Below are 23,099 nucleotides of genomic sequence, written 5' to 3' on the forward strand. Positions count from 1 at the left end.
GTCACGCGCCGTCGCCGTGCTACCCGGCGCCGCGCTTGTGGAGATATTGCTGAAGCACCAGCGCGTTGTTATGTTCCTGATCGCGTGCTCCGTACAGCAGTGTCACCGGTCCTGCGGCGCACAAAGCCAGAACTTGCGACACCGCCTCACCGTTCCCGTCGAGTTCCCGCGCATACGCCTGCTGGAACTGCTCCCAACGATCCGGATCGTGATTGAACCACTGACGCAGCCTGGTGCTCGGCGCGATGTCTTTCATCCACAGCGTCAAGCCGGCCTGCGCCTTGGTGATACCGCGAGGCCAGACGCGGTCGACAAGGATGCGCGCGCCGTCCCGCGCCGACACCGGCTCATAAACCCGTTTGATCTGTACGTTGTTGTGCGAGCGCATAACGATCGTCCGCAATCCGGCAGGCGCGTGCCGCCCGTGAAGTTGTCGTGAATCTCAGCGTAGTCGGTCCCCTGCTGGTTGGCAAGCGTGGCGCTTGCCGCAGTACTTGTGCGGCCATCATCGGCGATGCCGAGGTGGCGACGCGTGCCCGCACGTCGAACGCGCAGAACGCGCGCAAACGGATGGGCCCGGACGGCCTCAGAACTTGTGATGAATCGCCACGCGAGCGACGGCCTGATGATTGTTCGACGAATCACCGAGACTACCGATATCCGCAACGGCCGCCGCACCGGTAGAACTCGTGCCGCTCGCCGTCTGGAACGTGCCGAGCAGATAGACGTCGGTCCGCTTCGACAGCGCATAGTCGAGCAGCAACGAGAACTGGTTGTATTTCTGATCGCCGACATCTCCCCTGACGGCATTGCCCTTCGTATAGTTGTATGCGCCGCCCACGAGGAATGCCGGTGTGACGTGGTAAACGGCATTCAATTCGTAGCTGTTGAACGTCGCATTCGCGCCATTGAATGCGCCGATGTTCATGTACCTGGTATTCGAATACACGGCACCGATTTTCGCGTTACCAATCTGATATGAGCCACCTGCGGTGGCAATCTGCAAGGAGTTGGCGGGCTTGCTGCCAAGATAGCCTGAGTTAAGCGAATTGAAGGTCGTCGCATTGACGTTGCCATTCAGAATCGAGCCCATTGCGGCGGGATTTCTGAAAAATACGTAAGCGACGCCTACTCCCACAGGTCCCTGGCCGTAGTTCGCGCCAAGACTGTACCCGCTCGATTGCGAAATATTGCCGGCCACTCCACCCAGGCTGACGGTACCGCCGAAGGTCAATCCGCTGTAGTTGGGACTGGCATATTTGATCGTGTTGTTCGCGCGAAACGTGTGGTTCACGTTGTCGAGATCGCCCGGATGTTCAGTGGTCGATCCGCCGTACGCGGCCGCAAAACCGTAATTGCCGACGTAATCGTTGACGCTGTCGTATTGGCGGCCCAGGGTGACCGTGCCGAAAGTATTGCTACTCAGCCCCACGAACGCCTGTCTGCCGAAAGCCGTGTTGCCCTGCCCAAACGCGCCGTTGCTGAGGTTGATGCCGGACTCGAGGACGAAAATCGTCTTCAGACCGCCACCGATATCCTCGACACCCTTGATTCCCCAACGACTGCCTTGTGTGCCTCCGTTGGAATCCACCTGAAATTGCCGTCCTCCAACGTTCTTGCCATTTACCACGTTTTTTGCGTTGGTATTGATCATCACGCCCGCGTCCACGAGCCCGTATAGCGTCACGCTACTCTGCGCATATGCGGTTCCCGCGAATGTTCCTAATATCGACAATGCAAGAAGCGACTGTTTCATTCAATTATCTCCACCACGTCATAGGTCTTGAATTCTTTTATTCGCACTTCTGGATCGTTAAATGATCTTTCGTCGTTGCTGAATAGCGGTCCTCCTCATTGATTTCCGCACGGTACGGGCGTGACATGCCGCTGGATCGGCCGACTCGCAGAACGTCGGTCTGCTGGGCAGCCTTCCAGTACGAACAGCCGATAACGATGGTCGGGGATCAGCCGAGGAAGGCACCACCGTTTGCGTGAATCGCCTGGCCGGTCACATACCGTGCTTTGGGCCCACAGAGAAACTGCACAAGACTCGCCACTTCGTCGGCGTGACCGCGACGGCCGAGCAACGTCGTGCGTCCGGCATGATGGGCCGGTGCGCCGGTCCCGGCCGAACGCCCGCGCACGGTGTCGATCAAGCCGGGTACGACGCAGTTGACCGTGATGCCGTCAGCGCCCAGATCGTGCGCGAGCGCGCGTGTCAAACCGACCAGCCCCGCTTTTGCCGCTATCACATGGGCGCGCCCGGCCGAACCCGCATGCGCCGACATGCCGCCGATATTGACGATGGCTCCAGCCTTCGATTGACGCAGATACGGCAACGCGGCGTGTGCGCATAAATAGGCGCCATCCAGAATGACCGACATGACTTCGCGCCATTGCGTGAAGTCCAGTTCGGCGAAAGGCACTTCGCGACGCACCGCGGCATTGTTGACGAGAATGTCGATGCGCCCGAAATGACGAATTGCCGCCGTCATCAGATCCTGTGCACCGCGGGGTTCGCTGACGTCCGCGAGATGCATCGCCGCGCGACCGCCCGCGGCCTCGATTGCGCGCACGACTTCGGCCGCCTCGTCGGCGGAGCTTCTCGCATTGACGATCACCGCATTACCTGCCGCCGCCAGTTCGAGCGCGATAGCCCGCCCGATATTGCGTGCCGCGCCGGTGACGACGGCCACGCCGCCGTCGGGTTCTGTGTTCATGAATGAGCTCCCAATGATTCCGTTGAAAATGAAGAATTTGCACTGACTTGCAGCGGCCGGTCCGGGCGGATCCAGAACGACAGCGCAACGCCGACCAGCAGCAGCGCAATCGACATCAAAAAAGGTAGCCGGAAGCTGCCCGTCAGGTCGGTGATCAGACCGAACGCCACCGGCGACACGACAGCGGCGAGTCCGGCCGCGGTGCTGATGAATCCGCTTGCGACGCCGGCATAGGCGGGCGCGATATCCATCGGCACGGCCCAGATCGGCCCTTCGGTCGACTCGAGGCAGAACAGCGCGGCGGCGAGGCACAGCGCAATCAGCGTGCGGTCGTGAACGAACAGCACGCACGACAGGAAAAGCAGCGATCCGCTAAAACCCATCACGATCACGTTGCGGCGCGCGCGGTTCAGGTTGCCGGTACGGCGATAGATCGCGTCGGTCAACAGGCCGCCCGCCGTGTCGCCGACGATGCCGGCCAGAAACACACCAGCGGTGAACAACGCGGAGCTCTTGAGATTGATCCCGTAGACGCCCACGAAAAAACTCGGCAGCCAGCTCAGATAGAGCCATAACGTCCACGCGTGACAGAAGAACACCAGCGTGACGGGCATGATGCGGCGGATCAATGCCCGCCACGGGACGGCCGTGCGATGCTGCGGGCCGGCATAAGGCGGCAGGTCGTCGATTTCCGCGGCCGTAATCGAAGGGTGCGCGCGCGGGTCGTCCCTGAAATACATCGACCACACCACGACCCAGATCAGACTGATGCAGCCCAATACGATAAATGCACCCCGCCAGCCGAGAAGCGGGATCATCAACACGACGAGCGGCGGTGTGAGGGTCGCCGCCGCTCGCGCGGCGGAGTGAGTGAAACCTTGTGCGAAACCGCGCTTCGCGCGGGGCACCCAGTTCGCCATCGCACGTGTAGCGTTGGGAATCGAGCCGGCCTCGCCGAAGCCAACCAGCATCCGCGAGAACACGAGCGTCGCAAGGCCGCCGACGATACCGGTCGCCAGCGTGCCCAGCCCCCACATGATCCCGGAGAACGCGAGCATGCGACGCGGTCCGATCCTGTCGCCCAGATAGCCGTTGATGATCTGAAACAGCGCATAGCAATAGCCGAACGCCGAGAGTGCGATGCCGAGCTGCGTGTTCGACAAATGCATTTCGGACTTCAGCAATGGCGCCGCGATGGAAAGATTCACCCGATCGACGTATTCAATGAAATACATCGCGCAGATGAGCAGGAATACCCTGCCGGTCGTGCCGGTAAACATTCTCGCTTTCATCGTGACAAGACTTGCCGATCAGGTTGCTGCATTGCCCTCTCCTTCCGATTGCCGTGAAGATTTGCGCCAGGAACAAAATCGTGTGAAGCGGTTTGCGTTATGGCGGAAGCGCCCGGTTTGCCGTTTCCGGTGCCCACGGCACACAGAACAGGCCGAGCAGATAGATGAACGACACCACCGTGATCGCGCGTGGATACGAACCGAAGCTCGTTGCCAGTGCGCCGACGATCGATGGCCCCGCGGCACCGAGCACGCGGCCGAAGCTGAAGGCGAAGCCGGAGCCGAGCGCGCGCAGCATCGTCGGGAACATTTCCGGCAACCAGATCGTGAACAGGGAAAACACGCCGCTCGTGAAAAAGCCGAGCAACGGCAGCGTGAGCATGAATAGCTGAAGGTTCTTCAGCACCATCACGATGCCGAAATACGACGTTACGTTGCAGACCAGCGCACCGCTGAAGAACACGATCGCAACCGACTTGCGTCGCGGAATCCAGCGCACGATCCACGGCATGCTGACGCAGCCGAGCAGCGTGCCGAGGCTCAAGACCAATCCGCTCATCGAACCGAGATGCTGCGCCCCGGCGGCCGATATGCCACTCGACGTTTGCCACGTGATCACCAGCGTCGGAATCCAGAAGGTGGACGACCACAAGCCGAAGATCAGGCACGTCATCATCAGTGCGGCCGACCACGTCGTGCGAGCCAGCCCGCGGCCGAACAGATCGCGTATGCGTGCCCGCGCCCGATTCGCGCGCCGCTGCTCGATCCAGCGGCGCGACTCCGGAACGCCGAGGCGCAGCCAGATCGTCAACAGCGCGGGTGCGCTGCCGAGCAGGAACAGCGCGCGCCAGCCGCCTGTCGGCAGGATCAGAAGCGCGGCGGCCGAGGCCAGCAGAAAGCCGATGGGCGTGCCCGTGTGCAGCCACCCGGACAGCCGCTCACGCAGATGCTCGGGCACCGACTCCTGCAGCAGCGGCGCGCCGGCCGCCCATTCGCCGCCGATGCCGAAACCCGTCAGAAAACGGAAGATCGCAAACGAAACGATGCCGGGAGCGAGCCCGCACGCACCCGTGAAAATCGAATAGATCAGGATCGTCGCGCACATCGTCGGCACGCGGCCGAAGCGGTCCGCACACCAGCCCCAGAACATCGAGCACGCCCATCCGAGCATGAACAGGCTGAACATCAGGCCGCCCAGTTGGGCGATATGCGCGTGATTCGCCGCGAGGCCGCTTCCCGGCAGCAGCTCGGTCAGCGCGGGCACGACAACATAGATGTAGATCGCGTTGTCGAAGCCGTCCAGCATCCAGCCCGCCCACGTCGCGATAAAGGTGCGATAGGGACGCGTCGATGCCACCGGGAGACTGAGGTCACTCGACATGTCTTCTCCAGAATCCGTCACGCGCCGCGTCGAGGTGCCGTGCGGCTTGTCTTTTGTCGACAATTTTTGCGATGACACGCGCGTGTTGCGCGCGTCACCGCTCCTGCATTCCGCGCTTACGAAGCCGCGGTGTCGGGCCGCGCGAGATCCGCAAGCTCGGCGACGTCGGCTACCGTCTGCACCTTCCAGACTGCGTCGAGCAGTCGCGCAGTGGCGGCGCCGCCGAGAATCGGTTCGGCGAGATCCGTGAATTTCGCGCTGAGATCCGCATCGGTCATGGGCCGCTTCACGCTGCCGATCGCATGTTCGACCTGCTTTTCGAGCCGCTCGCCGTTGTTCAGCGTGATCGTGATGTGCACTGCGTCGGGCGGCATCGCCGGGTCGATCTCAGCGGCCACCTTATCGCGCAACCGCACGGTTCTGGGCTCATGTACCGCCGTATCGCTGTATTGCTGCTCACCCGCGCGACCGTCGATGATCGCGACCGCCGCCGAATGGTAGACACTGAACTTGCCGTCGAGCCCCGTCTGCGGCGTGCGCTTACCCGTCAGTTCCAGTACCAGCGGATGCACCTTCAGCAGCACCGAGGCGATCGACTCGGGGTCGAGCCGATGTTCGTTGCGCAACTGGATGCAGCCGTCGATCGCCGGATGAATCACGATGCCGCATGCAAACGGCTTATAGGTGTTGAGCAGACTCTCGTGACGTTCGCCGAGGCCCTCGGTGATTTCGGCATAGTTGCGGTGCGTGCTGGTCACATTGGCCCAGCCGCGCTTCGCTTCGATGCCCTGCTCCGAACTGGTGTAGCCACGGGCGGCGAGCAGCGCCGCCACCAGGCCATTCTGCGCCGCGCGGCCCGGATGAAAACTCTTGGTCATCGTGCCGAACATCTCGCGCAAACCGACTGGCTGCGTGGCCGCGAGTCCGAGTGCCCAGACCATCTGCTGCTCATCGAGGCCAAGCAGCTTGCCGGCCGCCGCGGCGGCACCGAACACGCCCGCCGTGCCGGTAATGTGCCAGCCGACGTCGTAATGGTCCGGGTAGACAGCGTTGCCGATCCGGCATTCGGTCTCGACGCCCAATGCCAGCGCATGAATGAATTCCGTGCCGCTGACGCAGCGGTATTCGGCTAGCGCAAGAATCGCGGACGCTACCGGCCCTGCCGGATGAATCACCGTCTTCAGATGAGTGTCGTCGAAATCGAAAACGTGCGAGCTGATGCCGTTGAACAGTGCGGCGTTGAGCACATCGACCTTGCCGGCGCGGCCCAGTACCGAGGCCTGAGCGGGGCCGCCGAACGGGCTGAGCGCCTCAATGGCAATCTCGACTGCTTCATGCCGGGACGCGCCGATGGCACATCCCATCCAGTTGACGAAAGTGCGCACGGCATGGTCACGCACGGCCTGCGGAAGATCGTCGGGACGGGCATTGACGAGGTAGCGCGCCAGGGTGCGCGTGACGGCTTGGTCTTTTTGAGTCATGAGTATGCGTAGAGCAGTGAGCAGGAAAAGTTTGGCTAGTCATCGAGTCGAATTGTACATATTGTCGACAATACGCAAATACCGGCCTTCCCTGGTTGCGGATCGGCGCACCAAAGAGTATGTTGTCGACAATCTTCAAGACGCAATCTGCGTAGTACACTGCACTTTTCCCCAATACAGGCTCACTGCCATGCCCCGCCCCACCAGCTCGCTCGAGTTACTTCGCTCCGTCACCCTGTCCGGCCTCGTGCAGGAAGAAATCCTGCGGCGCATCAAAACCGGCGAACTCGAAGCCGGGATGAAGCTGAATGAAATGGACCTGGCCGAACATCTGCAGATCAGCCGCAGTCCAGTACGCGAAGCGTTCCGCGCACTGGAGGAAGCCGGCCTCGTGTGGCTCGAAAAGAATCGGGGTGTCTATATTCGCGAGATTTCCGACGCGGAAGCCGCCGAACTCTATGAAGTGCGCGCCGGCCTGGACGAAATGGCGGGCCGTCGCCTTGCGTCGAAAATTACCGATGCGCAATTGCAGGAATTGCATGCGATGCTGGATCAACTCGAAGCAAGCTCGATCCACGACGAGCTGAACAATTACTTCACGCTCAATATCGCCTTCCACGACCGGCTCGTCGAACTGACGGGCAACGCGACGATGCTGGGCCTGTACCGCCAGGTTGTCAATCGCATGCACCTGCTGCGCAGGCGCGGATTCTCGATTGCCGGCAGTTCGCAGGCATCGCACAACGAACATCGCATGATTCTCGAAGCGCTGGCGCGGCGCGACCCCGAAGCCGTCGCACAGGCCATGCGCCAGCACGTGGAGGCGGGTTTCCAGCGCACGACGAGCGCCCACGGTTCGGACGCCGCCACCCATCCGCTCGAAACGGTCCGCGACGTCCCCGAGTCGCCACGAAGTTTCCCTTACGGCACGCGCTAGCAGGCCGCACGCTGTTCAGGCGGCGCATGCCATTTATTGTCGAATTGGAGTCGTCCCCTGTATGAACACAGCCAAACCGGAAGGAAACGCAACGATCGCCGAACACCTGGGCGCATGGATCGCCGACACCGATACCGCGGCATTGCCGGCGCAAACGGTGGAGATCGCCCGCCTGCTGTTGCTCGACGTGACAGGCCTTTGCGTCGCCGTGCGCGATGAAGACTACGTCCACGCGACGCTACAGGCCACCGACAAAGGCGGCGCCTGCACGGCGCTGGGACATGCGGGCAGCTTCAGTGCGTTCGACGCCGCGTTGATCAACGGCACGGCGGCCCACGGGGAAGACTACGACGATACCTTCGAAGGCGGCCCAGTGCACTCAGGCGCCGTCATCGTGCCCGCGGTGCTGGCGGCCTGCGAACGCGAAGGCCTCGGCGGCGATGCGTTGCTGCGCGGCATCGCGGTGGGCGCCGAGCTGATGTGTCGACTCAGTCTCGTTGCGCCGCGCGCGATTCATACGGCGGGCTTTCATCCGACTGCGGTAATCGGGGCAATCGCAGCCGCCGGCGGCGTCGCGGCGGCGTTGCGGCTGAACGCGCGGCAGACCACCGCGACGCTCGGCATTGCCGGCAGCATGTCCGCCGGAATCATCGAGTACCTCGCCGAAGGCACCTCGACCAAGCGGATGCACGCCGGATGGGCCGCGCAATCCGGAATCCGTGCGGCGCTGATGGCACGTGGCGGATTCAGCGGTCCGCGCACGGTGTTCGAAGGCAAACACGGTTTCTTCAAGGCATTCGCGCCGTCGCGCGCGCCCGAATTCTCCCCCGTGCTCGAAGGACTCGGCACGTCCTGGGTCATGGAGTCGATCGCGTTCAAACCCTACGCTTGCGGCACGATGACCCAGCCGTATATCGATTGCGCCATTGCGCTCGCTGAACGCGGTGTAGAGGCGAAGCAGATCCGCGAGATCGTCTGCGAGGTCGGCGAAGGCACGGTGCACCGTCTGTGGGAAGAACTGGCGGTCAAGCATCGGCCGCCCACCGCGTACGCGGCAAAGTTCAGCACACCGTTTTGCATGGCAGTCGGCTTCTTCGACCGCAAGGCAGGTTTCAGCCAGTTCACTGAAGCGCGAATCAGGGACCCTGAAGTACTGGAGCTTGCCGGCAAGATCCGATATGAAATCGATCCGGACAATGAATACCCGGCCAACTTCACTGGCCATCTGCGAGCAACATTAGTCGACGGCACGGTTCAGGAAGTACGTCAGCCCCATATGCGCGGCGGTGCGCGTGAGCCGCTTTCCGCCGCCGAACTCGCCGCCAAGTTCACCGACAACGCGCTGCACGGCGGTTGGAGCAGCGCACTAACCACTGAAGCGCGTCACTGGTGTGAAACGGTTTTCAGCGAGCGGGGATTGGGCGCCGTCGCTCGATTGCGGCAATAGAGTTCGTAGAGAAGTCTACTGAAATACGCGATGTGCCGCCCGGACATCCCATCCGCACGGCGTACCAGCTGGCCCGCTAACGTCGATCAGTCCTGCAATCCGCGCACGTTTCGGTATGAGCACCGGCTCGAATCAACGAAACGCACGCGGAATTCGACCGGCTGATCCTTGAACGTGTACGCCGTGCGTTCGATTCGCAGCACAGGCGCACCGACTTCGATGCTGAGCGCACTCGCGACGTCATCGTCCGCGACGGCACCGCCCAGATCTTCGACCACCCGCACAACCGAAATGCCGAAATGCTCCTGGTAAAAACCGTAGATAGAGCCTCGCCGCGCGGCGAACGTCTTCGCATCCAGGTCAGGAAACACATCGAGCGGAATCCACAGGCGATCGAGCATCAGCGGAACATCGTCCTGCAGCCGGAGATTTTCCACCGCGGCGAGCCTCGCACCGCGTTCGAGCCGCAGCGTCGCCGCGACATCCTGGCTCGCGCGCTCCTTGCCAAATCTCAGCAGACGTGCCGAGACCTTGAGTGAAGCGCCGCTCGCGTCCACAAAACTGAAGTATTGGTCGAACGCATGTTCGTCGGTAAACCTGGCGACGATGGTACCCCGCCCCGCGCGGCGGATTAGTAGCCGTTCCGCTACCAGTTCCTCGACCGCGCGGCGAATGGTGCCGATGCCGACGCCGAACTCTCCGGCTAGCTGCGGTTCGGTGGGAATCTTGTCGCCGGCAGCCCACTGGCCGGTGCGAAGGCGCTCGAGGATGCCTGCGCGAACGATTTCATAGAGCGGTTGCTCGCCCGGGTTACGAAGTCCTGGCATTCGGGTGTGTGCGAAGAAAAAACCTGGAAGAAGAAAGCGATCGGTACTGCTCGCCCATCTGGCGGGAAAAACCTCGTGCATGTTGCGGCGCCCCCGCGAGTTCGGAGTTCAGTCGACGAACTCCCGAAGGATACAGGATCGGCATGCAATTTCAGTGTCGGCTTCAGCATGCATGACGGCAGCGAATTGGCTGCGGCATGATCCAGATGCTCCGTCGCCCTATCACTTAAATCGAATCATTCGAATGATTCGATTGACTTGGGAAATATCAGGTCATAGACTGATTTCCATTGCGCGACGGTGTCGCGCTACATCAGAGGAGATACCCCATGCCAAATTTCATCAAGCACATTGCATTCAAGGTCGAAGATGTCGAGAAAGAACGCGCTTTCTATGAAAACGTGTTCGGCTACAAGCACGTGAACACCGTGCGACGCAAAGGCGCGAACGGCGACCACATTTCGCATCACCTGAGCGACGGTTATATGGATCTGACGCTGATCCACTACGAATCGGCCAACTCGGACGAAGCCGACTTCGCAGGCCCTGCACCGTGCATTCATCACATCGGCATGGAGGTGGAAGACCTCGATGCATTCATCGAACGGATCAAGGCCAATGGCGGCACGATCCTGACGGCGCCCGGCCATTTGCCGGTCAAGTTCCGCTCGCCTGATGGCCCGGTTGCCGAAGTCGTGCCGATGCAACGCTGGGAAAAGGACACGCTCGCCGCGGGGGTGCACGGCGAAGTACTCGAGTAAGCATCACTTACCGCTTCGGCCGATGCATTAAACAAACTACAGTCGGCTGTTCATGAGACGGCGCCGCGGGCAACGACACTCGCCGTTGCGCGGTTGCATGGAGGACAGACAATGAAATGCATCCGCCGACGGAGGCGCTTTTCCGCGACGACTGGCGTACTGATTGTCCTATGCATCATGTCGTTTCTGATGTATGTGGATCGCACCAATATTTCTACAGCGGCGCTGTCCATTCGTCACGACCTGAACCTGAACAATTCGCAGCTCGGGATCGTGTTTTCCGCGTTCGCGCTGACCTATGCCATTGCAATGGTTCCCGGGGGCTATATTGCCGACCGCCTGGGCGCGCGCAAAATGCTGGCCATTTGCGGCGTGCTATGGGGCCTCGGCACGTTGTTCACCGGTCTGGCCGGTGGCCTGTTCACGTTGTTGCTCGCGCGCTTCGCGGTCGGACTCGGAGAAAGTCCAATCGTGCCTGCTTCGGCGCGCGCGCTAACTGCCTGGATGGAACCCGGAAGACGTGGCTTCTCGCAAGGCATTACCCATGCATGCGCGCGTCTCGGCAACGCATCGACGCCGGTCCTCGTTGCCGGACTGATCACAGCTTTTTCGTGGCACGTTGCGTTTATCGTTCTCGGTGCGGCCAGTCTCGCGTGGGTCGCGTTGTGGCTTTGGTATTACCGCGACGATCCCGCCGACCATCCGGGCATCACCGCGGAAGACATCGCGCGCCTGCCGGCGAAACTGGGCAAGACCCGCTTGCCCATGCGCTGGGCTCCGCTGTTGCGTACGTTATGGCCCGCCACTGTCGTTAGCTTTTGCCACGGCTGGATTCTGTGGTTCTTCCTGAACTGGATGCCGTCGTTCTTCTCACAGGCATATCACCTGAACATCAGGCACTCGGCCGTGTTCAGTTCGGGGATTTTCTTAAGCGGCGTGGTCGGAACAACACTCGGCGGCACACTGAGCGACCTGATGCTGAAGAAAACCGGCAATCTCCGGCGTTCCCGACAAACGTTGATTACCGTTGGCTTTCTTGCGCCCATTGTCTTCTTCGTCCCGATGTTCCTGCATCCTTCGCCAACCCTTGCCGCGTTGTCGCTAGCCGCGGCGCTGTTCTTGTCGGAGCTGGTCACGGCGCCACCGTGGGCCGTCGCGATGGACCTCGCACCCAACCACTCGGCGACGTCGAGCAGCATCATGAACACCGGGCTTGGCATCGCGGCTTCTGTTTCCCCACCGCTAGTGGGCTGGCTGGTCGACTCGACACATTCGTGGCAGCCGGTCTTCGCGCTATCGATGTTCTTTCTCGGGCTCGGGCCGATCGCGGCGCACTGGATTCGCCCCGACCGTCCATATCTCGGCGAGCCAGCATCTGAAGCAACCGAGCCGGGTGGCTTCACTGCGTCGGCGGATGCGTATTGATGCAATGCCAAGGGCTGCTGTCGAACGACGGAACTAGCGGGCCGAGTCCCACCCGCGAGCGCGCACTGGGCCCCTTCGGCACAAAGTTGCGCCAGATACGCGCCGATGCGGAAGTGCCGCGGACACGTGGTCGATGAATCTGGCTAAAGCCCAACGTTGGCTGCAACGTACGCTGGACGTTGCGTCACCGTCTTCAGCCATCTTTCCAACGCAGGCACTGCGGGAACGGCATCGAGTCGTTCGGGAAATTTCTCGGCCAGCATAAACCACCGCTGCGCGGCCAACGCGACACCGATGTCCGCTACTGTAAAACGATCGAGCGCCAGGAACGGCTGCGTATCCAGCACCCTGTCAGCAATACCGAGCAAACGCGCCGACTGCTGATGCGACGCACGAATCGCGTCGTAGTTGCGCTGGTTTTCCGGCGTACGCGTCAGGCCGAGGAACGCGATCCGCAACGTCGCCCACAAGGTACCTAGTTGCCAATCCATCCACTTCTCGATGTCCGCACGCGCGACAGGATCCGCCGACAGCAAGGTTTCATCGCCTCGCGACGTTGCGAGGTACCGCACGATCGTATTCGACTCCCACACTACGACATCGCCGTCCACGAGCGTCGGTACCAGCCCATTGGGATTCAGTGCGAGATATTCGAGCGTATCGACCACACCGAACTGCAATCCGGCGTCGATGCGCTCAAAATCCCGCCCCTCCTCCAGACCGAGTTCGCCGAGACACCACAGAACCTTTTGAACATTGATCGAAGTGCGTCTGCCGTAAAGTTTCATCAGTCATCCCAGTCAGAAGATCAGGCTTGGCGCCGCATTCAGCAATCCCGCGGCAAATAGTACGAAAAGTGGGTTTAGCCTGGGCCGCGCCAGAAAAATGATGAGCGCCACGGTCGCGAGTCCCCAGATCATCCAGGTCGAAGACGAGGCCCGCAAGACCGAGAACGCGCTCGCGAGAATCAGGCCAGTGGCGACCGGTGCCAGACCGCGCTCCGCCGTTCGATGCCACGGGTGCCGATGATGCCGGCTCCAGGCAATGGTCGCGCCGTACGCGAGTAGCGAGGATGGCACGAAGAGCGCCAGCGAAGCAACCACCGCACCGAAAAAGCCCGCCACCTTCCAGCCTATCAACGTGGTCAGTAGCGCACCGGGTCCCGGAGCCGCACGCGACATGGCGAACAGATCGACGAATTCTGACTGCGTGACCCAGCCGTGGATCGCCACCGCCTGCTGGTTGATGTCGGCGACAATGCTTTGTCCACCACCGAGCGAAAGCAACGAAAGCGGCGCGAACACCGCGATCAGTCGCAAATAGATGTTCTCACGCACCACGATCATTCCTCGAAGCGACGTACAGGCCAGCGGCGCCCGCAACGAGCGCAACGGGCACGAGCGGCCACCGCATCACACCGACCGCGAAGAAGACTGCGACGATCAGGCCGGCTGGCCAGCGTTGCACGGCAAGCAGCGAGCGTGCCGTGCGAAAGCCGACGGACGCCGTCAAGCCGATGGCCGCAGCTCCGACCCCTTCGAGGAAGCGATGTAGCCACACGAGATGTGCGAACTCGTGAAAGACCGTGGCCAGCAGCACGATCACCATCATCGGTAGCACGAGCAACGAACAGACCGCGACCGCGCTGCCCACCGCGCCTTTCATTCGATAGCCCACGTAGATCGACAGATTAATCACATTGGATCCGGGCAGAATCTGACCAAGCGTCAGCGCGCCGAGGAATTCATCCTCCGTCAGCCACCTGCGCGTGGTCACGACTTCGCGATATATCCACGCGGACAATCCACCGCCAAAGCTCGTCAAACCCACGCGAGCAAAGAGCAAGAAGATCTGCAGCAACGACACATCGCCTGATTTTTGCTCCTGCGCCACCGACTGCATGTTCAGGTCCTCGTCGTCGCCGTGCGTGTCTGACACTCAATGCTCAATGGCGCTCGTTCACGAGCCGGTGTTCGGCCACCTGCTTTTGTACCTGGTGCAGCAGCTTCGCTGATTGCTTGCGGCGACTCCAAACCGAAGCGATCACGCTGATTGCCGCACAGGCAAGCAGTCCTGCCGCAATAGGACTGCGCACGAACGCGCTCGGATCGCCATTCGAAATGGTCAGCGCCTGGCGAAATGACTGCTCCAACGTATGGCCAAGAATAAGGCCGAAGAGCAGCGGTGCTTTCGGTATGTCGAACTTGCGGAATCCGTAGCCGACAATGCCAAAGAAGAGCGCGAGAAACAGGTCGAACACGTCGTTATTGAACGAGTACACCCCTGCTGACGCGATCACGAGAATCACGCACAGCAGTACGCCGGGCGGCACGTAGAGAATGCGTGACAGTATCCCGACGAGCGGCAGATTCAGCACGAGCAGCATGATGTTGCCGATGTACATGCTCGCAATCAGCCCCCACACGAGGTCGGGTTGCGAATGAAACAGCATCGGCCCGGGCTGCATGCCATACATGACGAACGCGCCCATGATCACCGCCGTAGCTCCGGAGCCGGGCACGCCGAGAGCCAGCAGATGCACGAATGCGCCACAGGTGTCCGCATTGGTCGCGGCTTCCGGCGCAGCAACGCCTTCAATCGCGCCGTGCCCGAACTCTTCCGGATGCTTCGAGATTTTCTTTTCGAAGACGTAGGAGAGCATCGCGGCAAGCGTGCCGCCGAGTCCTGGCGCCGCTCCGCAGATGAAACCAATGAACGAGCCACGGAAAATCGCAGGACGTGCCCGGCGCCATTCCGCACGCGTGAACCACAGTTTGCCCTCCACTCGCACTGTGTGCATCGTGCCGCCCAAGGTTCCTTCGACCATGCGGCTCACCTCCGCGACGGCGAAGAGACCCACCACTACGACCAGGAAGTTCACGCGATCCTGCAATTGGGTAAGCCCGAGCGTGAAACGCGGTACACCGCTTTGCAGGTCGATGCCGACCGTCGCGAGGCCAAGTCCCATGAACACGGCCATCATGCCCTTGGCGAGCGAGTTGCCGGTCAGCGCGCCGACCGTAGACAGTGCAAAGCAGATTAGCGCGAAATACTCAGTGGGACCAAAATGCAGCGCGACTGCGGCGAGCGGCGCCGCAACGAAGGACAGCAGCGTGACGCCGATCATGCCAGCAATGAATGAACTGACCGCCGCGATCGCGAGCGCCGCCGCCGCTCTGCCTTTTCGCGCGAGTGGATAGCCGTCGAGCACGGTCATCACAGCGGCGGCGTCGCCGGGCGTATTCAGCAAAATCGCGGTCACCGCGCCGCCATACATGCATCCGTAGTAGATGCCGGTAAGCATCATCAGCGCAGAAGTGGGATCCATGCCGAATGTGACTGGTATAAGGAGCGCAATGCCCGCTGACGGTCCGATGCCCGGCAGATGACTGATCATCGTGCCGATGAACACACCGACGAGTGTATAAAACAGATGCGCAGGTGTCGCTGCGATCGCGAGTCCGTGCAGAATGCCTTGAAGACTATTCATGATACGAGCGCCTCAAAAAGGGAGGAAGCCCGTCGGCAACGGAACGCCGAGAAGCTGAGAAAACAGCACATCGAAAACCACTGTGACACCTACAGCGATAGCGAGATTCAGCTTGAATCGTTTGCGGTTGAAATAAACGAGCAAGCCGAACAGGAACACCACCGTCGCCACCAGATAGCCAGCGTGTTCGAACGCGAGATAGTAGAGCGACGTCCATGCCACCATTGCAATCAGGATCAGCGGATGGGCCCTCTTTTCGGGTGTCGGATGTACCTGTGCACCGGCTTCGGTGACATTGCTTGCGGAATCGGGCGCGAACCTCGTGGACGTCGACTCGTCGTGCTGAACCTGATTCCTGCTGCGCGTTTCCAGCAGCAGAAGCAGCGCGGATGCGATCAGGCCCACGCCGACGAGCGCTGGAAACGCTTTTGGTCCAAGCGGGTCGCTCAGGCGGACCTCCGGCAGGCGAACGTCCATGTAGAGATAAACGGCGGCCAGCGCGAACACGCAAAACGCGAGCCACACATCGCCCTTGATGCTTTTCATGTCTCCTCCAGTTCGACTCCGGCGCGACTGCCCGGCAGGGCGGCCGTCGCCGGTTCGGATGATTCCGCGAGCACGACCGAACAGACGTCGTTCGCACGAGACTCGCAGACCCGGATTACCGCTCGCGCCCTTCTTCCAGTATTTACTTTTCGTTGTAACGGCCAGGCTTTACGACTTCAGCGATCGTGCCGTCCGGCGCACGGAACTTGAGTGCACCCTCGCCTTTCGCTGACAGGATTTCGCCGCCGTACTGCTTGATCTTCTCCGCAGCGAGTTCCTGATCATCGACGGTGACGCCCCAGTGATGTAAACGCGGGCCCGCGCCGGCCAGTTGTGCTTCATGCGAGTCCTCGCTGTCGTACTTCATCAGCGTGAAGTCGATATGGCCATCTGTCATGTGCCGCGAAATGTGCTGGCGATTACGCCCCGTCTTCACTTCCTTGAAACCAAAAACTTCGGTATAGAAACGGGTAGCCGCCTCGAGGTCATCGACCTTGACTGCAAGGTGAACGATGCGTGACATATGGTTCTCCATGTCGTAGGTACTGCAGGTTGAAAAATTGCATTACTTTGCGAGGCCGAGGTCGGTAAGCAGTGGAGTAAGACGATCTCGCTCGCTCTTAAGGAATGCACGTGTGCGCGTGCTGTTCTGGTAGTCGGCGGTCCACAGATTGCGTTTGACTGCTGCCGCCCATTCCGGTGAGGAAGTTGCCTTCTTGAGCACGTTGTCCCACCAGGCAACCTCGGCCGAACTCATGTTCTTTGGTCCAACGAGTACTCGCCAGGTGCTAAAGTCGACGTCGACACCTTGTTCCTTCCACGTCGGCACATTCGCGAGCGCACCGCCCTGGCGTGTGCCACCAGGTATGGCAATCAGGCGCACACGTCCGGCCTGACTCGGACCAAGTACAACGCCTGCGGGCGTGGCCGCAACCGTGACATGACCGCCCATCAACGCAGTGAGCGCCTCACCGCCGGAATCGAAAAACACCACCTTCATCTTCTTCGGATCCTGCCCCACGCCCTTGACGACGAGCGCGGCAGCGTCGTGGCTCTGTCCTCCCGGCGAACTCGACACGCCCAGCGTTACCGCGGACGGATCCTTATTGAGCAGCGCTACCAGATCGCGGCCCGTCTTTATCGCTGAATCGCCTGGCACAGAAAACACGACCTGTTCCGTGACGAAAACCGCCAACGGAGTCACGTCGTCGATACCCACGGTACTGAGACCTGTGATGCGGTTCGTGATGAGAGGTAACGCCTGTACGCTGACGTAATGACCATCGCCTGAATGCGAATTGATATAAGCAATGCTGACCGTGCCGCCTCCACCAGGCCGGTTCATCACCGTGACTGGCTTGTTCGACAGCTTCTCCTGCTGAATGACGCTTTGCAGCGTGCGCGCAACGAGGTCGAGGCCACCCCCGGGCGCGCTTGGCACGACAATCTCAATGGGCCTGTGGGGCTGCCAACCATCGTCCGCGATGGCAAATGTGGCGCGCGTAATCAACACCGCGGCGCACAGCAGTAACGCTACTCCTCTTTTTCCACGTCTCCTTCTCATTACATCGTCTCCTGTTCTTCATACTCTTTCGCAATATCAGAAATTGAATCCGTCGAATGTACTGGACGCGAAGAGCGATTCGATCGGCACGTCCTGCTGGATCAGTCCGTCGTTACGTGCATAGCGCTGCAACGTGTCCAGATCAACGCGGTTCTCGCATATGCCATATCGCCAGTAGTCGCTTCCCATCAGCGCTTTTACGCGTTCGTATTCAGACGTGATCCATGGATGCATCACACGTAACGTGTCCGTAATCGCAAGTTCCGCAAGCGCCATGTCTCGCGAGATCCTGAATGCCGCGTACACATTGACTGGAAGCCACGGGTGCCGTTCGACGAGCGAGCGCCGGATGCCGAGTACATGCATTGGTGGAAACAGACCCGTCTTGGCGAACCAGGCCTCCTCCTTCACACGAAAATCCGGAAAGAGACGCTGCACGCATTCATGGTGGCCGAAGCAGGAGGGGGGCCTCGGTGCGATCACCGCATCAAGTTCGCCTGCTTCGAGCAGTTTCGCCAACGTCTGATTCGCGGCAATTGGCTCGACCCGGATATCGGGCGGCAGGCTATACGGCACACGCGCTTCGCGTCCCGCCTGTTCAAGCCCACCGACTACCCAGCGCACGTCGCGACTGTCAACGCCGTATTCGTCAGCGAGCATGCCACGCACCCAGATTCCGGCGGTCTGCTGGAAATCCGGCACGCCGATGCGTCGCCCTTTGAGTGCTTGCGGCGAATCAATGCCACGGTCGCTGCGCACATAGATGGCGGAATGTCTGAACGATCGCGATAAAAAAACAGGCACGCCGATATAGCGACTTTCGCCGCGTGCCGTTGTCAGCAAATGTGTGCCAAGTGACAGTTCTGACATATCGAATTCACCATGACGGAATGCTCGCTGAAAAAGCTCTTCCGCGGGCCCATGCACGAAGTTGATCGTACAACCTTCAATCTCGACCTTGCGATCAATGAGCGCACGGGTTCGGTCGTTAATCTGACAAGCCAACGATAGTTCGAGCATAGAGAATTGATGACCGTAGACTGATAGGAACACTCGGGGGACGACCTTAGCAGACACCTTTGTTGATTCTATGGACTTATCTGGAGTGCAAATCAATTTGATTAAACTTACAGCACTACTTGAGTGCCAGTCGATTCGCCAACTGACGTTGGCGAATCACTCCGTTACTTCACTGCAAGCTTTGGATCTTCAGACGATCTCGTCGCTGGTCCTACTCGCTTCGGCATCTGGAGTCGATCCGGACTTCGTCATCCCGTCAAGAGCTTGCAGCATGCGGTCTTTGCCCTTCGAAACATGACTGAAACTTGTTTCATAGCTCAGGCCCGCATTCTGTGCCTTGAGTGCATTCACTATTTCCCGGTGCTCCTCGTTCGACTGCAACAATGCACCGCGCTGTACCAGTCCGTGTACGCGGAACAGATGAAATTCCTTCACGAAACCGCGATACAGCTTGATGAGTCGTGAATTGCCGGTAGAGCGCACGATGTAATCGTGAAACTCCAGATTCAGCGGATCGAATCGCGAGAAGTCGCCTTTTTCGGCCGCATCCTGCATTTCGTCGACAAACTTGTCGAGCTGTGCCGCCATCTCCTTCGTCAGGATCGGCGCAAGGAGTGACGCAGAGAGCGCAGTAAGCCCGGCGCGCAAATCGTAGACCTCGATGGCGTCGTCCCGAGTCACGCGCTGAATGAATACGCCTCGCTGCGGAATCAGATAGACGAGGCCAAGTTCGGCAAGCGCGCGGCACGCTTCCCGCACGGGGCCACGGCTGACCGCAAGCTTGTCGGCGACCGCCTTCTCGTTCAAACGCTGTCCCGGCTTAAGTTCGCCGCTCAAAATCATTCGCTCGATCTCGTGCTGCACGACGCCGGTCAGCGTGTGTGCCCGAAAATCGGCCAATGAGACGGTAGTTGGGTTGTGATCGGTATCCATGAAAGCCAGTCTATGAGTCATCATGAAAAATGTCAACACTTTACTTTTCACCGACAACTCCCAACACACAGCCCATGCTGTAAGGCTCTGAAGCGAGCCCGCACCCTGACATTTTCGCGCTCGTCAAACGGAAATCATGCTGACGTCGCCTAGAAGCGATGCCGCATGCCGATCCGGAACGCGAGCTGATTCTGCGCGTCGCTGCCCGAGTTGCCGAAGTAAGTCGTTGTTTTTCCGATTTGCGCTTGCACCGGAACACCGTCGTTTGAACCTGACGCCTTCTGATAGATGGCGAGCACATACACGCTCGTGCGTTTGCTCAGCGAATACTCGACGCTGCTATTGAATTGGTTCCATGTACCACTGGCAGAACCCGTGACCTGGGTGCGCGTATAGCCGAGCGCCGCGGCGAGCGCCACGTTGACGTGATACACGAAGCCACCTTCATAAATGTTCAACGTCGCCGCACTGTGATCGAGGTTCTCGAGACGTGTATTGGTCCACAACGCGTAACCGAGCACTGGGCCGTACGTGTATTTCGCGCCGATACCAAGAGTACGCAAATCCCGCTCGCCGAGCGGATCGAGGTTCGCCAGCGTTAGCTTGAGCGGCGGCACTTCCTGGAGCGGATACGTGATGTCCGTGTATGCGAAGGCCATGCTGAACGGCCCGTTGCGGTAATCGACACCAAAGCTGTACGAACGTGACGAACCTCCGTTGCCGTTTATGCCGTTCGAACCGCCAAACTCGCCCGCCGCGTTCGAGAACCCGTACATGGCACCGACCTTGAAGCCATACATACGCACGCTGTCAAACTTGACCGAATTGTTGATCCGCACCGACGTAAGCAGGTCGAGCGTGTTGATGTGATACATGTACGCATCGCCCGCCGTAAGACCACCGGTCGAATAGCGGTTCAGATAGTCATGTGAGAACGGATATTGCCGACCCATAGTGAAAGAACCGACGTCGGTCTTCGACACCCCCACAAACGCCTGTCGTCCAAATAGCGCGCCGCCCTGACTGGCCGTTCCGTCACCAAGGCCGAAGCCGCTTTCTAATGTGAAGATCGCCTTATAGCCGCCGCCGAGATCCTCCGCGCCTTTCAACCCCCATCGGTTGCCGCCGTTGATACCGTCATCGAACTTCACGAGGCTGGAACTCCCACCGCTTGAGTTCTCGGCATGATTCACGTAACTGATGCCAGCGTCGATGAGGCCATATAAGGTCACGCTGCTTTGAGCGTGTGCCGCGCTCGCGAGCCCTCCCATTGCGGCAGCGCAAACCAATTTTCGCGTAGTACAGGTATCCACTTAAGTCTCCTGATTTTTATGTCTGAGGAATAGAGGGCGATCCATGTGCTTCGTCCGGATCTCGCACCACAACGCTTCTGTTCAATTGCTGCGCGCCGACTCGCGTTCGATTGCCGTCCCTGTTAAGTGGACTCATCCTGCGTAAAGGCTCGAAGCGAAGTGTCGAACATTTTATGATTAATGTAAACATTTTTCAGTATTAAAATTTCCATACATCCAGACGACAGACGACGCCCTGGCGCAATCGACTTTGGTACTTTCACCTCTGTCGTGGCTGTCCCAATCGGCGGCAACCCGACGCTGGATCTGAATCTGCTGGTGGTGTTCGACGCGATGATCCGGCATCGCAACGTGACTGTTGCCGGGCGCGAACTGGGGCTGAGCCAGCCGGCGATGAGCTATGCATTGCTCAAGATGCGTACGGCCTTCGGCGATCCACTGTTCGTGCGCGTCAAGTCGGGCATGCAACCGACACCGCGCGCGTTGTCGATGGTGGAAACCGTGCGCGATGTCCTGCAACGCATCCAGTCCGATCTACTCATCCCGGCGATATTCGACCCTGCGAGTTCGAACCACGAATTCCGCATCGCCATGAGCGAGGTCGGTGAGAGTTTCTTTACGCCGCCCTTGATGCGCGCGCTTCGTAGTCACGGACAACAACTGCAACTGCGCGTGTTCTCACTGACACCGTCGGCGCTCGAGCAACAGTTGGAGTCCGGCGATGTGGATCTGGCCGTCGGAAATTATCCTGACCTGTTGCTATCGCGGCAAAGGACAATCCGCATGTGAAAGGCAGGTTGACGATGACCCGATTCCTTGCCGCTTCGCATGTCGATGTAGCAACGCCGGGGCGAAGTCAGGAAATCATCCTGCGATACATGGCGGAAAAGAAGATCGTGCGAAAGGTGCCGCTTCAGGTATCGCGCTTTCTGAGCCTGCTCGAGATCGTCTCGCAATCGGATCTCATCGTCATCGTGCCGCGGGAAACAGGCGAGCTATTCCTGAATACTCGCGGCATCACGGTGCACGCGCTGCCATTCGATTCACCCACATTCCGGCTTCGCCAGCACTGGCACAAGCGCTCTCACGACGATGCCGCAATTCGCTGGTTGCGTGCGCTGGTGCATGGGTTGTTCAGGGACCTCGACGCTCCCCGGAACCCGATCCGTTCGTGAAATTCGCGGACATTGCCAATTCAATGCAATGACGCAATGGGCCGGAAAAGCACGGCGATCCGGCCACTCGCCGTATCCGCTCCCGGCAAAGTCGTCTGCCGATAACCAATGTCATACGCACGTTTCCGCGTCGCGAAACCGACGTCAATTTGCGGAATTGGACGCCGTGCTTCCATGCATGCGAGCGTCGTTTCGTACGCCACTATTGTCGGCCCCGTTTAAACGCAGCTACTGGGGTTATTCCGGGCGCAATTTTCCGACAATGCGCAATTACCAGATATCTTTGCACCATGGCGCTCAGTAACATAAGTCGCGTGATCGCTAATGATACGAAAACCGGCATGGCCAGCAAGAACTCGCGAGGCTGGAGTCGATCCGTCGCATTGATCGCCGCTACAGCGGCGCTGGTGCTCGGCTACGGTGTCGCAAAGCATCTGTCCTCGGCCTCCCCGAAGCCTCTAGATCAACAGGTTTTCTCCGTCTATGCCAGTGTGGACAAGCAGCCTTGGGAACGGCCGGTGATCGTCATTCGCGAAGGCAGGCCAGTACATATCAACTTTCATTCTCAACAGACCGGCGTTTTGATGGTTCATGAAATACCGGGTGCCATCGCCGCATGTGCGTCCGGAAAAGATCAGTCTCTGGATATTCTCCCCGTGGGTATCACTGGTCGCTTCTCGCTTCATTTTCATACCCAGGCCGGTGAACAGATTGAAGTCGCCACTATCGAGATTTATCCGAAATCCTGATTAGACAGGTTCATGACAATACACAACGAAGAGGAGAC

Annotated in this window: 24 protein-coding genes; 7 read left to right on the forward strand and 17 right to left on the reverse strand. The window is 59.9% G+C overall.

The window, feature by feature from the left end; translation table 11 throughout:
• Positions 1-19 precede the first annotated feature (19 nt).
• From QM685_RS04765 to QM685_RS04790, 6 genes are all read right to left on the reverse strand, one after another.
• The gene (locus QM685_RS04765) at positions 20-388 is read right to left on the reverse strand and encodes a DUF488 domain-containing protein (protein WP_415113260.1); all 369 of its coding nucleotides are present in this window, start codon (positions 386-388) and stop codon (positions 20-22) included.
• Positions 389-586: 198 nt separating this feature from the next.
• On the reverse strand, positions 587-1,756 hold the full coding sequence (locus QM685_RS04770) for a porin (protein ID WP_415113262.1): 1,170 nt from the start codon (positions 1,754-1,756) through the stop codon (positions 587-589).
• Between the two features lie 208 nt (positions 1,757-1,964).
• A complete protein-coding gene (locus QM685_RS04775) occupies positions 1,965-2,720 on the reverse strand; it encodes an SDR family NAD(P)-dependent oxidoreductase (RefSeq protein WP_415113264.1) in 756 nt (251 codons plus the stop codon).
• Positions 2,717-4,012, reverse strand: coding sequence for an MFS transporter (locus QM685_RS04780; RefSeq protein ID WP_415113266.1), 1,296 nt, complete (start codon positions 4,010-4,012; stop codon positions 2,717-2,719). Before QM685_RS04780 ends, QM685_RS04775 begins: the two co-directional genes overlap by 4 nt.
• Before the next feature lie 97 nt (positions 4,013-4,109).
• Positions 4,110-5,393 carry an MFS transporter gene (locus tag QM685_RS04785; protein ID WP_415113268.1) on the reverse strand — a complete coding sequence of 428 codons (1,284 nt, stop codon included), beginning with the start codon at positions 5,391-5,393 and terminating at the stop codon, positions 4,110-4,112.
• 116 nt (positions 5,394-5,509) lie between these two features.
• Positions 5,510-6,874 carry an MmgE/PrpD family protein gene (locus tag QM685_RS04790; RefSeq protein WP_415113270.1) on the reverse strand — a complete coding sequence of 455 codons (1,365 nt, stop codon included), beginning with the start codon at positions 6,872-6,874 and terminating at the stop codon, positions 5,510-5,512.
• A gap of 16 nt (positions 6,875-6,890) precedes the next feature.
• On the opposite strand from QM685_RS04790, the gene QM685_RS04795 reads away from it, so the two are divergent.
• Positions 6,891-7,811, forward strand: coding sequence for an FCD domain-containing protein (locus QM685_RS04795; protein WP_415113272.1), 921 nt, complete (start codon positions 6,891-6,893; stop codon positions 7,809-7,811).
• Between the two features lie 61 nt (positions 7,812-7,872).
• A complete protein-coding gene (locus tag QM685_RS04800; RefSeq protein WP_415113274.1) occupies positions 7,873-9,258 on the forward strand; it encodes an MmgE/PrpD family protein in 1,386 nt (461 codons plus the stop codon).
• A gap of 86 nt (positions 9,259-9,344) precedes the next feature.
• Here QM685_RS04800 and QM685_RS04805 read toward each other — a convergent pair whose 3' ends face one another.
• On the reverse strand, positions 9,345-10,166 hold the full coding sequence (locus QM685_RS04805) for a GntR family transcriptional regulator (protein WP_415113276.1): 822 nt from the start codon (positions 10,164-10,166) through the stop codon (positions 9,345-9,347).
• A gap of 248 nt (positions 10,167-10,414) precedes the next feature.
• On the opposite strand from QM685_RS04805, the gene QM685_RS04810 reads away from it, so the two are divergent.
• Both QM685_RS04810 and QM685_RS04815 read left to right on the forward strand, forming a co-directional pair.
• Positions 10,415-10,846 carry a VOC family protein gene (locus QM685_RS04810; RefSeq protein ID WP_415113278.1) on the forward strand — a complete coding sequence of 144 codons (432 nt, stop codon included), beginning with the start codon at positions 10,415-10,417 and terminating at the stop codon, positions 10,844-10,846.
• Between the two features lie 177 nt (positions 10,847-11,023).
• Positions 11,024-12,271, forward strand: a complete 1,248-nt coding sequence (locus QM685_RS04815) for an MFS transporter (RefSeq protein ID WP_415113280.1) — start codon at positions 11,024-11,026, stop codon at positions 12,269-12,271.
• A gap of 143 nt (positions 12,272-12,414) precedes the next feature.
• Here the strand turns inward: QM685_RS04815 and QM685_RS04820 are convergent, their stop codons facing one another.
• From QM685_RS04820 to QM685_RS04865, 10 genes are all read right to left on the reverse strand, one after another.
• Entirely contained in the window at positions 12,415-13,059 is a 645-nt protein-coding gene (locus tag QM685_RS04820; RefSeq protein WP_415113282.1) for a glutathione S-transferase family protein, read from the reverse strand.
• Between the two features lie 12 nt (positions 13,060-13,071).
• Positions 13,072-13,617: a chromate transporter gene (locus QM685_RS04825; RefSeq protein WP_415113284.1), complete on the reverse strand. Its 546-nt coding sequence runs from the start codon at positions 13,615-13,617 to the stop codon at positions 13,072-13,074.
• Positions 13,601-14,209, reverse strand: a complete 609-nt coding sequence (locus QM685_RS04830; protein ID WP_415113286.1) for a chromate transporter — start codon at positions 14,207-14,209, stop codon at positions 13,601-13,603. Before QM685_RS04830 ends, QM685_RS04825 begins: the two co-directional genes overlap by 17 nt.
• Before the next feature lie 7 nt (positions 14,210-14,216).
• The gene (locus QM685_RS04835; RefSeq protein WP_415113288.1) at positions 14,217-15,761 is read right to left on the reverse strand and encodes a tripartite tricarboxylate transporter permease; all 1,545 of its coding nucleotides are present in this window, start codon (positions 15,759-15,761) and stop codon (positions 14,217-14,219) included.
• Positions 15,762-15,773: 12 nt separating this feature from the next.
• The gene (locus tag QM685_RS04840) at positions 15,774-16,307 is read right to left on the reverse strand and encodes a tripartite tricarboxylate transporter TctB family protein (protein WP_415113290.1); all 534 of its coding nucleotides are present in this window, start codon (positions 16,305-16,307) and stop codon (positions 15,774-15,776) included.
• A 142-nt stretch (positions 16,308-16,449) separates the two neighbouring features.
• Positions 16,450-16,830: a VOC family protein gene (locus QM685_RS04845; protein ID WP_415113292.1), complete on the reverse strand. Its 381-nt coding sequence runs from the start codon at positions 16,828-16,830 to the stop codon at positions 16,450-16,452.
• Between the two features lie 42 nt (positions 16,831-16,872).
• Positions 16,873-17,871 (reverse strand): tripartite tricarboxylate transporter substrate binding protein, encoded by a 999-nt coding sequence (locus QM685_RS04850; protein WP_415113294.1) that lies wholly within the window; start codon positions 17,869-17,871, stop codon positions 16,873-16,875.
• A 36-nt stretch (positions 17,872-17,907) separates the two neighbouring features.
• The gene (locus QM685_RS04855; RefSeq protein ID WP_415113296.1) at positions 17,908-18,891 is read right to left on the reverse strand and encodes an ABC transporter substrate-binding protein; all 984 of its coding nucleotides are present in this window, start codon (positions 18,889-18,891) and stop codon (positions 17,908-17,910) included.
• 189 nt (positions 18,892-19,080) lie between these two features.
• On the reverse strand, positions 19,081-19,875 hold the full coding sequence (locus QM685_RS04860; protein WP_415113298.1) for a GntR family transcriptional regulator: 795 nt from the start codon (positions 19,873-19,875) through the stop codon (positions 19,081-19,083).
• A 98-nt stretch (positions 19,876-19,973) separates the two neighbouring features.
• On the reverse strand, positions 19,974-21,095 hold the full coding sequence (locus tag QM685_RS04865) for a porin (RefSeq protein ID WP_415113976.1): 1,122 nt from the start codon (positions 21,093-21,095) through the stop codon (positions 19,974-19,976).
• A 312-nt stretch (positions 21,096-21,407) separates the two neighbouring features.
• Here QM685_RS04865 and QM685_RS04870 point away from each other — a divergent pair, with 312 nt between their 5' ends.
• The 3 genes from QM685_RS04870 (at position 21,408) to QM685_RS04880 (ending at position 23,061) form a co-directional block, all read left to right on the forward strand.
• Entirely contained in the window at positions 21,408-21,926 is a 519-nt protein-coding gene (locus QM685_RS04870; protein WP_415113300.1) for a LysR family transcriptional regulator, read from the forward strand.
• Positions 21,923-22,312, forward strand: a complete 390-nt coding sequence (locus QM685_RS04875) for a LysR substrate-binding domain-containing protein (protein WP_415113302.1) — start codon at positions 21,923-21,925, stop codon at positions 22,310-22,312. Before QM685_RS04870 ends, QM685_RS04875 begins: the two co-directional genes overlap by 4 nt.
• 341 nt (positions 22,313-22,653) lie before the next feature.
• The gene (locus QM685_RS04880) at positions 22,654-23,061 is read left to right on the forward strand and encodes a hypothetical protein (protein ID WP_415113304.1); all 408 of its coding nucleotides are present in this window, start codon (positions 22,654-22,656) and stop codon (positions 23,059-23,061) included.
• Positions 23,062-23,099 lie beyond the last annotated feature (38 nt).

This window comes from Paraburkholderia sp., from assembly GCF_047605525.1.
Classification (GTDB): Bacteria; Pseudomonadota; Gammaproteobacteria; order Burkholderiales; family Burkholderiaceae; genus Paraburkholderia.